Annotated in this window: 8 protein-coding genes; 2 read left to right on the forward strand and 6 right to left on the reverse strand. The window is 68.9% G+C overall.

The features are described from left to right. Positions 1-548 precede the first annotated feature (548 nt). The 5 genes from WCD84_RS06670 to WCD84_RS06690 all read right to left on the reverse strand — a co-directional run bounded on the left by WCD84_RS06670 (position 549) and on the right by WCD84_RS06690 (position 7,606). Entirely contained in the window at positions 549-2,081 is a 1,533-nt protein-coding gene (locus tag WCD84_RS06670) for a catalase (RefSeq protein ID WP_343254893.1), read from the reverse strand. A 108-nt stretch (positions 2,082-2,189) separates the two neighbouring features. Further along, positions 2,190-2,819 (reverse strand): DUF937 domain-containing protein, encoded by a 630-nt coding sequence (locus tag WCD84_RS06675; protein ID WP_343254892.1) that lies wholly within the window; start codon positions 2,817-2,819, stop codon positions 2,190-2,192. A 72-nt stretch (positions 2,820-2,891) separates the two neighbouring features. Next, a complete protein-coding gene (locus tag WCD84_RS06680; protein WP_343280844.1) occupies positions 2,892-3,623 on the reverse strand; it encodes an MOSC domain-containing protein in 732 nt (243 codons plus the stop codon). Continuing rightward, a complete protein-coding gene (gene mutS, locus WCD84_RS06685) occupies positions 3,620-6,220 on the reverse strand; it encodes a DNA mismatch repair protein MutS (RefSeq protein ID WP_343254890.1) in 2,601 nt (866 codons plus the stop codon). The genes WCD84_RS06680 and mutS overlap by 4 nt, the downstream gene beginning before the upstream one ends. 66 nt (positions 6,221-6,286) lie before the next feature. Then, positions 6,287-7,606 carry a GGDEF domain-containing protein gene (locus WCD84_RS06690; protein WP_343280845.1) on the reverse strand — a complete coding sequence of 440 codons (1,320 nt, stop codon included), beginning with the start codon at positions 7,604-7,606 and terminating at the stop codon, positions 6,287-6,289. 365 nt (positions 7,607-7,971) lie between these two features. Between WCD84_RS06690 and WCD84_RS06695 the strand changes: the two genes are divergently transcribed. Together WCD84_RS06695 and WCD84_RS06700 are read left to right on the forward strand one after the other, a co-directional pair. Continuing rightward, a complete protein-coding gene (locus WCD84_RS06695) occupies positions 7,972-10,563 on the forward strand; it encodes a TonB-dependent receptor (RefSeq protein WP_343280846.1) in 2,592 nt (863 codons plus the stop codon). 152 nt (positions 10,564-10,715) lie between these two features. After that, on the forward strand, positions 10,716-11,210 hold the full coding sequence (locus WCD84_RS06700) for a CinA family protein (RefSeq protein WP_343254887.1): 495 nt from the start codon (positions 10,716-10,718) through the stop codon (positions 11,208-11,210). Positions 11,211-11,230: 20 nt separating this feature from the next. Here WCD84_RS06700 and WCD84_RS06705 read toward each other — a convergent pair whose 3' ends face one another. Continuing rightward, complete coding sequence (locus tag WCD84_RS06705) at positions 11,231-11,929, reverse strand: hypothetical protein (RefSeq protein WP_343254886.1); 699 nt, start codon at positions 11,927-11,929, stop codon at positions 11,231-11,233.

An 11,929-nucleotide genomic window follows, 5' to 3' on the forward strand; every position in this document is an offset into this window, starting at 1 on the left:
CGGGCCCGAACCTTTTGCGCGGTCGGGGACGAAGGCAACGTCGAGTCGACGTCGAAACCGGTTGGATCGTCACCGGATCAAGCGGCACAGCCACGCCAGGGCGACCCCTACGCTCGCGAGCGCGCGCCCGCTCTTGATCTCCGTCCCGAAGCAGGAAAACGCCACGGCCCGTCCCGTGCACAGGGGGTGTGCGGAGAGCCGGCCATGGATGGCCGGCGCCCGGCCGCTGGGAGCAGGACGCGGAGACGGCCGGCGCAGCACACCCCCTGTGCGCGGGACGGGCAGCGCGGGTTACATCGGAGAAATGCACGGGACGGGCAGCGCGGGTTACATCGGAGAAATGCACGGGACGGGCAGCGCGGACCAGAACGGAGCAGCTCCCGCGCAACACCGTGCTCCAACTGTCACGTCAGCACCCCGGAGCCGCGAGAAGAACCACTCCGCCGGGTCGGCCGTACGTCTCTCCCTCACTTGGGAGAAGAACCGAAAAAAAGGCCGCGACTCCATGGGCGTCGCGGCCTTCGCGTTGCAGCATCGGAACCGGACAATCAGCTTTCCGAGCGCGGCTCCTGCTCACCCAGGCTGTTGGGCGAGGTGGTGCCGGCAAACGCGCCGAGCTTGCGCAATGCCGCCTCCACGCCGGCGCCATACGCCGGATCGGCCTTCGTGCAGTTGTCGACGTGGCGCTGCTTGATGAAGTCCGGCGCGTCGCCCATCGCGCGCGCGGTGTTGTCGAACAGCAGCTGCTGCTTGTCCGGCGTCATCAGCCGGAACAGGTCGCCGGGCTGCTTGTAGTAGTTGGCATCGTCGTCGCGGAAGTCCCACCAGTCGGCGTCGCCGGTGATCTGCAGCGGCGGCTCGCGGAACTGCGGCTGTTCCTGCCACTGGTTGAAGCTGTTGGGCTCGTAGTGGAGGCGGCTGCCGTAGTTGCCGTCGACCCGTCCGATGCCGTCGCGATGGTTGCTGTTGACCGGGCAGCGCGCGGCGTTGACCGGGATCTGCTGGTAGTTGGTGCCCAGGCGGTAGCGCTGCGCGTCGGCGTAGTTGAACAGGCGCGACTGCAGCATCTTGTCCGGCGACGCACTGATGCCGGGCACCAGGTTGCTGGGTGCGAACGCGGCCTGTTCGACGTCGGCGAAAAAGTTTTCCGGATTGCGGTTGAGCTCGAACTCGCCGACCTCGATCAGCGGGTAGTCGCCCTTGGGCCAGACCTTGGTCAGGTCGAAGGGGTGGTAGGGCACCTTCTCCGCTTCGGCTTCCGGCATGACCTGGATGTACAGCTTCCACTTCGGGAATTCGCCGCGCTCGATCGCGTCGTAAAGGTCGCGCTGGTGGCTCTCGCGATCATTGCCGATGATGTCCGCGGCCTCGGCATCGCTCAGGTTCCTGATGCCCTGCTGCGTGCGGAAGTGGAATTTCACCCAGAAGCGTTCGCCGGCTTCGTTCCAGAAGCTGTAGGTATGCGAGCCGAAGCCGTGCATGTGGCGGTAGCTGGCCGGAATGCCGCGGTCGCTCATGACGATCGTGACCTGGTGCAGCGCCTCGGGCAGCAGCGTCCACCAGTCCCAGTTGTTGGTCGCCGAACGCAGGTTGGTGCGCGGGTCGCGCTTCACCACCTTGTTGAGGTCGGGGAACTTGCGCGGGTCGCGGATGAAGAACACGGGGGTGTTGTTGCCCACCATGTCCCAGTTGCCTTCCTCGGTGTAGAACTTCAGCGCGAAGCCGCGGATGTCGCGCTCGGCGTCCGCCGCGCCACGCTCGCCGGCGACGGTGGTGAAGCGGGCGAACATCCCGGTCGTCTTGCCGACGGCCTCGAAGATTTTCGCGCGGGTGTACTTCGTGATGTCATTGGTGACGGTGAAGGTGCCGAAGGCGCCGGAGCCCTTGGCGTGCATGCGCCGCTCGGGGATCACCTCGCGCACGAAGTTGCCGAGCTTCTCGTGCAGCCAGACGTCCTGCGACAGCAGCGGGCCGCGCGGGCCGGCGGTGAGGCTGTTCTGGTTGTCCGGAACCGGGGCGCCGAAATCGGTGGTGAGATGGGTGACGGGGCATTTCTTCCCGTCGTCGGAGGGCTTGTTCATGCGCTGGCTCCCAGTGCCGTGGTGGTCGGCCTTGACTCTAAGGCCGCGTGATTGAAAGATGAAATCGATTTGAGGCCTTCGATTGATAGCGCCTGGCTATCGCCGGCTTTACTTCTTCCCGAACAGACCGCCGCCAAGCTTCATCAGGTCGCCGATGCCGAGCTGCCCGTCGCCGTCCTGGTCGAGCACGGCGCCCAGCAGGCCGCCCGCGCCGGACTGCTCGCGGATCGACCGCTGCTCCTGTCCGAGGATGCTGCCCAGTGCGTCTGCGCCGTCGCCGCTGGCACCGGCCTGGCGCTGCTGGAACATCTGTTTGGCGAGGTAGGCCATCACGATCGGCGCCAGGATCTTCATCAGCTGCCCGGCCTGGCCCTGGCCCAGCCCGGTGGCCTGCGCGACGCCGGCTTCGGCGCGCGGCTGGTTGCCGCCGAAGATGTGGCCGAGGATCGCGCCGCCCTGGCCGGCGCCCGCATTGGCGCCACCGGCGCTGCCACCGCCAAGCACCGCGCCCATCACCCCGGCCAGGTCGAGGCCCGCATGGTCTTTCTGCAGCGCGCCGTACAGCGCCTGCGCGCCCTGTGGCTGGCTGGCGTTCTTGCCAAGTGCGCCCATCAGGAGCGGCAGCGCCGCGCGGATCGCGTCGGACGCCTGCGCCGGTGCGACGCCCAGCTGCTGCGCGACCTGCTGCGCGGGTGCGCCCTGGAGCTGGGCAAGGAGATCGTCGGTCAGGTTGGCCATGTTGGTGTCCTCGGTGTCGGGCTCCCGATGCTACGTCGTTTCGATGGCGCAACGGTGCGCCACGCGAACGCGTCAGGGCTCGCGGCTGCGTGGTGCCTGATCAGGGTCGGGTCCATCGATGCGCGGGCCCCAGTGCTCGACGGTGTGCAGCTGCAGGCGACGCTCGACCAGCCTGCGCCAGGAAGGCACCAGCGGCAGCGCCAGCGTCGGCTCAAGCGCCGAAGGATCGAGCACCCGGTCGAACAGCAGGCGGTTGAGGCGCTGCAGCGACCAGTCCGGCCACGGACGCTCAAGCAGGCGCAGGGTGTCGCCAGCCTCCGCCACGCCGGGCTGCGGCACGCGGTAGTACCAGCCCGTGCGGCCGCTTTCCTGCACGCGGCGTGCCATGTCCGGTACGCCGAACCGGTCGTTGAGCTTCCAGCACGGCTGGCGCCCCTGGCTGACCTCGAGCACCGCGCTGCCGAACGCGAAGCGGTCGCCGATGCAGACCATGCTTTCGTCCAGCCCCTGGCTGCTGACGTTCTCGCCGAATGCCCCCGGCGTGGCGAGCACCGGAAGCGCTCCGAGCTCCGTGCGCCACGTCGCGTAGTGCTCGAAGGGATAGTGGTGCACCGCTTTGTCGACGCCGCCGTGCACGCGCAGGTCGCCCTGCTCGTCGCATTCCAGGCCGGTGGCGGTGATCCGTACCTGGCCGCTGCGCGGATGCTTGGCGATGCCGCTTCGACTGCCCGGCCGGGTGTAGGGCACGGCGATGCCCGTGAGCAGGGCATCCACGCGCACGCGGAGATCGGGGGGCGCGCTCATGACAGCGCCTTCAGCCGGTACAGCGCTTCCAGCGCCTGCTTTGGCGTGAGGTCGTCGGGGTCGATGCCGGCCAGCGCTTCCAGCGCCGCCGACGACGGCGCGAACAGCCCGAACTGCTGCGGCGCGTCGAGCGCTTCCGCCGACAGCGGCGGCGATGCGGGCTGGCCATGCTGCTCGAGTTCGGCAAGCCGCGCGCGCGCCTGGCGCAGGACCGGTTTCGGCAGTCCGGCCAGGGCTGCGACCTGGAGGCCGAAGCTCCGGTTGGCCGGACCATCCTTGACTGCGTGCATGAACACCAGCTTGTCGCCGTGCTCGACCGCGTCCAGGTGCACGTTGGCGATGCCGCTGCCCGGCGTGGCCAGCGCGGTGAGCTCGAAGTAATGGGTTGCAAACAGCGTGTAGCAGCGGTTGTGCGCGGCCAGATGGCGCGCGCAGGCCTCGGCCAGCGCCAGGCCGTCGTAGGTGGACGTGCCGCGCCCGATCTCGTCCATCAGCACCAGGGAATGCTCGGTCGCATGGTGCAGGATGTGGCTGGTCTCGCTCATCTCGACCATGAAGGTCGACTGGCCGCGGGCGAGGTCGTCGCCGGCGCCGATGCGGGTGAGGATGCGGTCGATCGGGCCGATGCGCGCGCGCGCCGCGGGCACGAAGCTGCCGATGCAGGCCAGCAGCACGATCAGCGCGTTCTGGCGCATGTAGGTGCTCTTGCCGCCCATGTTCGGGCCGGTGATGACCAGCATCCGGCGCGCGCTGGCATCCGGATTGCCGTCAAGCATCAGGTCGTTGGGTTCGAAGGGTTCGTCGCGCACCGCTTCCACCACCGGATGGCGGCCGCGTTCGATCTCTAGGCAGGCATCTTCAACCAGCTCCGGCCGCGACCAGTCCAGCGCCAGCGCGCGCTCGGCCAGGCCGGCGAGCACGTCGAGTTCGGCCAGCGCCGCGGCGCAGCGCTTGAGCGACTCCAGGTGCAGGTTGAGTTCGTCGAGGATCTGTTCGTAGAGCAGGCGCTCGCGGGCCAGCGCGCGTTCGCGCGCCGACAGCACCTTGTCTTCGAAACCCTTCAGCTCCTCGGTGATGTAGCGCTCGGCGTTGGTCAGCGTTTGCCGCCGGGTGTAATGGGTTGGCGCTTTCGCCACGTGCGCCTTGCCGATCTCGAGGTAATAGCCGTGCACGCGGTTGTAGCCGACCTTGAGCGTGGCGATGCCGCTGGCCGCGCGCTCGCGCGCCTCGAGGTCGATGAGGAACTGGTCGGCATGGGTCGACAGCCGGCGCAGTTCGGCAAGCTCGGCGTCGTGGCCGTCGGCGAACACGCCGCCGTCGCGGGCGAGGACCGGCGGCTGCTCGACCAGGGCCTCCGCCAGCAGCGCCGCCTGGGCCGCGTGCTCACCCAGGCCGGCCACCAGCGCCTGCAGCCGCGGGGAATCCACCGCGGCGAGCGCCGCGCGCAGTGCCGGCAGCAGGCCCAGCGCATCGCGCAGGGTGGACAGGTCGCGCGGGCGCGCGGATCGCAGCGCGATGCGCGAGAGGATGCGTTCGACGTCGCCGAGCGCGCGGAAGCGCTCGCGCAGGTCGCGCTCGACGCCGTCGGTGATCAGCGCGCCGACTGCGTGCTGGCGCTGGCCGACGATCGTGCGGTCGCGCAGCGGGCGATGCAGCCAGCGCCGCAGCAGGCGCCCGCCCATCGGCGTCACCGTGCTGTCGAGCACGCCGAGCAGGGTGTGCTTCTGCTCGCCGTCCACCCGCGTGTCGAGCTCGAGATGGCGGCGAGTGGCCGCGTTCATGGCAATCGCGCCGTCGCTGGATTCCAGCGCGATCGCGGTCAGGTGCGGCAGGCGCTGCTTCTGCGTCTCCTCGACATAGCCCAGCAGGGCACCGGCCGCGGCGATGGCCTGCGGACGGTCCTCGATGCCGAACGCGCCGAGGTCGTGCAGCCCGAAGAACTGCAGCAGCTGGCGCCGCCCGCCATCGGCGTCGAACAGCCAGGGCGCGCGCCGGCGCAGGCCGCCGCGGCCGGTGGCGAATGCGGGCCAGCCCTCCTCGTCGGGCAGCAGCAGCTCGGCGGGATCAAGGCGCGCGAGCTCGGCCTCCAGCGCGTCTTCGCCGACCACCTCGTTGGCGAGGAAGCGCCCGCCGGCAAGGTCCGCCCAGGCCAGGCCGTAGCTGAAGCCCCTGGACGACGTGCCGCCGCGGCTGACAGCGAGCAGCAGCGTATCGCGGCGTTCGGACAGCAGCGCCTCGTCGGTGACCGTGCCCGGCGTGACGATGCGCACCACCTTGCGTTCGACCAGGCCCTTGCTGGTCGCCGGGTCGCCGACCTGCTCGCAGATCGCCACCGATTCGCCCAGCGCCACCAGGCGCGCGAGATAGCCCTCGGCGGAGTGGTGCGGCACGCCGGCCATCGGGATCGGCTGACCGCCCGACGCGCCGCGCTGGGTCAGGGTGATGTCGAGCAGCTTCGCCGCCTTGCGGGCGTCGTCGTGGAACAGCTCGTAGAAGTCGCCCATGCGGAAGAACAGGAGCACGTCGGGGTGCTCCGCCTTGGCGGCGAAGTACTGCTTCATCAACGGCGTGTGTTCGGGCTTTCTGTCCAGCGTCATTCGTCCGGCGGCAGGGCGCGCGAGGGATGCGCCCGGCCCCGGATTGTAGCCGGGCGGGGCCGGCGCTCAGCCGCGGAGCGCGCGTGCGCCGGGTGTCTCCGGAAGTTCGCCCTCGGCCACCACCACGCGGTCGCGGCCGCCACGCTTGGCCTGGTACATCGCCGCGTCGGCGCGGGACAGCACGCGCTCGTAGTCCGGGTGGCCGTCCTGCATGGCGACGCCGATGCTGGCGCTGAGCTGCAGGCCGTTGCCGTCGGCAAGGATCACCGGCGACGTGGCGATCGCGTGGCGCAGGCCTTCGGCGATCGCCGTCGCGTCCTCGCCGGAGACCGAGCCCAGGACCACCACGAACTCTTCGCCGCCGTAGCGGAACAGGTAGTCGCTGCCGCGCGTGTTTTCGACCAGCAGGGCCGCGACGTGCTTGAGTGCGCGGTCGCCGGCCTCGTGGCCATGGCTGTTGTTGATCGACTTGAAGTGGTCCAGGTCGAGCATGAGCACCGCGAACTGGCGCCCGGTATTGGCCTGCAGCGCGATCTCGCGTCGCAGGATGGTGGGCAGGAAGCGGCGGTTGAGCAGGCGCGTGAGCGCGTCACGGCCGGACTCGAGGTCGCCGATGCCGTCGAACAGCATCGACACCAGGCTGCGGATGGCATCGGCGTCGGCGCGAAGTTCGTCCAGCAGTTCGCGCCGCTCGGACGGCGTGCCGGCTTCGGGCAGGCGCGCGCGCAGCGTGCCGTCGATACGCGCGGCGATGAGGTTGACCTCGCGGGTCTCGGCGGTGTCGCCGAAGCTGGCCATGCCCTTGTGCAGGAACCAGAGCCCGAATTCGGAGCGAGAGACCTGCAGCGCCGCCGCCGGGCCGGGGTGGTCCGAGGTCAGCGAGTAGATCAGCGCGTTCTCCCAGGTCAGCAGCAGCGCGCGGTGGCGTTCGCGCTCGGTGCCGATGTTCTGGATCAGCGAGAACAGCCGGAAGGCGCCGTCCACCTGGCCCGCGGCTTCGCGCGCGCGGCTGTAGGCGCGGGTCATCGATTCCAGCGCGATGTCGACCAGGCCGTCGGCGCAGATGATGGCGTCCAGTGCGACGTCCCCATCCCGCGCGTGCCGGCGGATGCCCGCGTGCAGGTCGTCCTTCAGCATGCGGGCGCCGCGACCGACCAGGTCGACCGGGATCCCGATGCGAGCGTGGACGTGGCCGATGTGTTCCTGGGTGGTCTGCAGCGCCTCGACGTCGTCCGCGCGCGCGGCAAGCAGCTGCACGAGCCAGCGCTGCAGCGACGGTTTCAGGCGCTCGCGCACCTGGTCGAGGTCGAGATACCGGGCCGCCCTCGGGTCGTCCAGCATGTTGCCGTAGAAATGGTCCGCCAGCGCCGGGCCGCCCTCCGCCACGACCTGTGCAAGCAGGGTACGGATGTCATCCGAAACCCGCCTCCAGTCGCCGTCGCCAGTCCGCCAGCAGGCGCGGGTCGGGAGATGGCTGGGGGTCGGGTCGGGCGCTGGCCGGGGAGGTATCTGCAGTCATGCGCGCATTGTCGCGCGCGGCGGTGCTGGCCGGCATGAATGGACCGTGCCGCGGCCGGCCGCGGCGCACATACGCATGCGTCCGGAATTGTGCTAGCGTCGCCACAAGGTTGCGAAAACCGCAGCACCGGGCCAGTCCCCCACGCCGGCCCCGTGCGTTCCGCCATGCATTTCATGGCGGCGGCCGCGCCGACACCGATGACCGAAACAACATCCATCGTAGGGGGACACCCATGGTCTCAGGCCATCTGCAACGCCACGCGCTCACCACCGCGCTCATCGCCATCCTTGCAAGTCCCGCACTGGTGTCCACGGCGCATGCCCAGGATGCCGCGCCAGCGGCTGAAGAACGACCCACAACGCTTTCAGGCATCACGGTCACCGCGCAGAAGCGGGAAGAGGCGCTGCAGGACGTGCCGATCGTGATCAACGTACTGCCCGAGCAGCTGCTCCTGGATACCGGCGTGCGCGACATCAAGGACATGCAGGTCCTGGTGCCCGGCCTCACCGTCACCAGCACCCAGTCGGCGGCGCAGACCACCGCGCGCATCCGCGGCATCGGCACGGTTGGCGACAACCCCGGCCTGGAGTCGTCGGTCGGCGTGGTCATCGACGGCGTGTACCGCGCCCGCAACAGCGTCTCCTTCGGCGACCTGGGCGAGCTTGAGCGGATCGAAGTGCTGAAGGGCCCGCAGGGCACGGTATTCGGCAAGAACACCTCGGCGGGCGTGATCAACGTGATCACCCGTCGCCCCAACTATTCGCAGAGCGTCGAAGCCGAGGTCACGGCGGGCAACTACGGCCTGTTCGGCGTCTCCGGCTCCTACAACGACGCGTTGGGCGAAAACGCCGCGTTCCGCATCTATGCCACCAAGCGCAAGCGCGATGGCGTGGATGACGTGTTCACCGCCAACGGCCCGCGCCAGGAAACCGATGACGGCGACCAGAACTACCATGCGGTGCGCGCCCAGCTGCTGTTCGAGCCGACCGACACCCTGAACATCAACTTCGTGGCCGACTATGCCAGCCGCGAAGAGAACTGCTGCGTCACCATGACGACCCATCGCGGGCCGACCGCGGCCATCATCGACGGACTGACGCCGGGTGGCGAGGGCGTGATCCCGGTGCCCGACCTCGACCGCCGCCTCGGCTATGCCAACCGCACCACCGAGCAGGACCTCAAGGACAAGGGCATCTCGGCCGAGGTCAACTGGACGACGCCATGGGCCAACGAAGCCGTGCTGACCTCGATCACGGCGCTCCGCAACTGGGACGCGATCACCAGCATCGACTTCGACTACACCGCCGCCGACATCATGTACCGGCCGCCGGAGGAGGATTACTCGCTGGTCGCGTTCGAGAACTTCAGCCAGGAGTTCCGCCTGACGGGTTCGACCGACCGCGTCGACTGGATGGTGGGCCTGTTCTATTCCGACGAGGACCTGGCGCGCAACGACTCGTACTTCATGGGTGCCGCCTACGAGCCCTACCTGTCCACGCTGGTGGGCAGCCAGGTGCTGGCCGGGCTGGCCGGTGCGATCGGGCAGCTGCCGCCGCAGTTGGGACTGAGCGTGAACCAGGCCAATCCCCACACCTTCCTGTCGGAAGTCACGGGCCTGCCGTTCGGGACCAACTACAGGGGCATCGGCGCGCACGACACCTATGCGCAAAACGCCAAGAGCGCCGCGATCTTCACCAACAACACCTTCCACGCCACCGACGCGCTGGATATCACCCTGGGCCTGCGCTACACGCGTGAGAAGAAGACGCTCGATTCGCACTTCACCAACCCCAACGGCAGCGCGGCCTGCGGCCTGGCCCTGTCCAATCCGGCGGGTGCGGTGGGCGGGGCGATGATCGGGCGCGTGAACGGCTTCGCGAACCTGCCGCCCGCGCTGCAGCAGCAGCTGCTCGACCAGATGCTGCCGCAGCTGGGCCCGGCGATCCAGCAGGTCGCCGGCTTCATGTGCCTGCCCTGGGCCAACGTCCTGCACAACGGCCGGGAGACGCGCCAGGAGAGCACCGAGAAGGAATGGTCCGGCACGCTGAAGGTCGCCTATGACTTCTCCGACGACCTGATGGGCTACGCCTCGGCCGCGCGCGGCTACAAGGCGGGCGGCTTCAACCTCGACCGCGTGCAGGTCGGCATCACCCCGCAGGACGACACCTACTTCCCCGGCGAGTTCGTCAACAGCTTCGAGCTGGGCATGAAGTCGACCTGGGCGGAGGGCAACCTGCTGTTCAACGCCGCGCTGTTCCACCAGAAGTACGAGGACTTCCAGCTCAACAGCTTCCTCGGCACCGCGTTCGTGGTCCGCGCGATCCCGGAGGTGACCTCGACCGGCGTCGACATGGACCTGCTGTGGCAGCCGGGCATCGACGGCCTGATGCTGCAGGGCGGGCTGACGTATGCGAAGACCGAGTACGGCGACGACCTGCTGCCCGACGCCGACCTGGTGCTGCTTCCCGGCAACCAGATGAGCTTCGCGCCGGAATGGTCGGGCAATGCCTCGCTGACCTACGAGTGGGATTTCGGTGCCGACTTCCTTGGCCGCTTCAACATCGGCGCCAAGTACATGTCGGACTACAACACCGGCTCCGACCTCGATCCGCAGAAGCAGCAGGATGCCTACACCCTGGTCAACGCGCGCATCGGCTTCGGCAGCAAGAACCGCCGCTGGATGGTCGAGCTGTGGGGCCAGAACCTGACCGACGAGACCTACAAGCAGGTGGGCATCGACGCGCCGATCCAGGCCGGCTCGTGGAACACCTTCCTGGGTGCGCCGCGGACCTACGGCGTGACCGTGCGGTTCAACTACTTCTGAGGCCGCGGCCCCCGGCCGCACGTGGATCCGGCGGCCCGCTTCGGCGGGCCGCCGCCGTTTCCGACGCCTGCAGTCGGCGCACGCCGGCGGCGCCCGGGCGACAAGCCCCCCGCGACACCCGATACTGCGTGCTTTCGGCACGGAACAACACGATGGATGTCCCCGGCGACGCAGAACTGGCCCGGCTGGCTGGAGACACCGGCACGCGGCTGCAGGCCAACCGCGACATGCTGGTGACGGCGGAAAGCTGCACGGGCGGCTGGATCGCCAAGACCGTCACCGACGTGGCCGGCTCCTCGGCCTGGTTCGACTGCGGGCTGGCTGCGTACAGCTACGAGGCCAAGCAGGCGCTGCTGGGCGTGCGCCCGCAGACCCTGGAAGAGCACGGCGCGGTCAGTCGCGAGACCGTGATCGAGATGGTCTCCGGCGCGCTGGTCACTTCCGGGGCCACCGTGGCGGTGGCGGTGACCGGCATCGCCGGCCCCGGCGGCGGCACCGAGGACAAGCCCGTGGGCACCGTTTGGATCGGCTGGAAGCGCCGCGGCGGCTATCCGCAGGCGGAGGCCTTCGCCTTTGCCGGTGATCGCGATGCAGTGCGCCGGCAGACCGTGGCCGAAGCCCTGCGCGGGCTGGAGCGGCTGCTGTGAGTCGCCTGCGATGACGCTCCCTAGGGGCTTTCCGCGCTGCCAACGTAGACACACATGGTTTCGCTGCGGTAGTGCGCCCGCAGGAAGCACGCCGTATCGAACACCTCCGCGTGCTGCGGATTCGAGTACGCGATGACGATGCGTCGCGGTGCGGACCTGCAGGCAGCTTCGAGCCTGGCCAGGACTTTGCGAATCACCACGTCATCAAACGGATTGTAGAAATAGCAGAACAGGTTGCCCGGCGGCGGGCGGTAGGCGGCCGCATCCACGCACAGCAGCTCGATGTCTGCGGCGTGCGGCTGGCGCTCGGCAAACGCGGCGATATTCAACCGCGCCTGCACACACAGCGATTCGAACAGTTCGACGCCGACCACGTGGCGAAAGCCCATGTCGGCGGCGAGTGCAAGCGCACGCCCCTTGCCGGCGCCATAGTCGATGAACGTGTATTCCGACGGGTCGAATGGTTGTGCGGCACGCATCAGCCGGTTGAACCTTGCGAACGGCAGCGGGGCATAGAAGACGGCGTTTTCCAGATGCTGCGGACGGGGCTCGGCCCCGACGGATTCGGTCGCTTCGATCCGCCCCATGGTGGCGATGCCGAGCTTGCGATCCAGCCTGGTCTCGCGCTGTGTCCGCAACCAGATTGGGATCTTGGCGAAGACGCCGAAGACGCCATCGATGCGGACCTGGCGGACCAGCTTTCGGGTGAATACGATCAT

This window comes from Luteimonas changyuni, from assembly GCF_039548395.1.
GTDB lineage: Bacteria > Pseudomonadota > Gammaproteobacteria > Xanthomonadales > Xanthomonadaceae > Luteimonas.

What these genes read in the sequence shown, in the direction of transcription:
- WCD84_RS06675 (WP_343254892.1), bottom strand. Translation starts at nt 2,819, where the DNA reads ATGGCCAACCTGACCGACGATCTCCTTGCCCAGCTCCAGGGCGCACCC.
- WCD84_RS06670 (WP_343254893.1), bottom strand. Translation starts at nt 2,081, where the DNA reads ATGAACAAGCCCTCCGACGACGGGAAGAAATGCCCCGTCACCCATCTC.
- WCD84_RS06695 (WP_343280846.1), top strand. Translation starts at nt 7,972, where the DNA reads ATGGTCTCAGGCCATCTGCAACGCCACGCGCTCACCACCGCGCTCATC.
- WCD84_RS06705 (WP_343254886.1), bottom strand. Translation starts at nt 11,929, where the DNA reads ATGATCGTATTCACCCGAAAGCTGGTCCGCCAGGTCCGCATCGATGGC.
- mutS (WP_343254890.1), bottom strand. Translation starts at nt 6,220, where the DNA reads ATGACGCTGGACAGAAAGCCCGAACACACGCCGTTGATGAAGCAGTAC.
- WCD84_RS06680 (WP_343280844.1), bottom strand. Translation starts at nt 3,623, where the DNA reads ATGAGCGCGCCCCCCGATCTCCGCGTGCGCGTGGATGCCCTGCTCACG.
- WCD84_RS06700 (WP_343254887.1), top strand. Translation starts at nt 10,716, where the DNA reads ATGGATGTCCCCGGCGACGCAGAACTGGCCCGGCTGGCTGGAGACACC.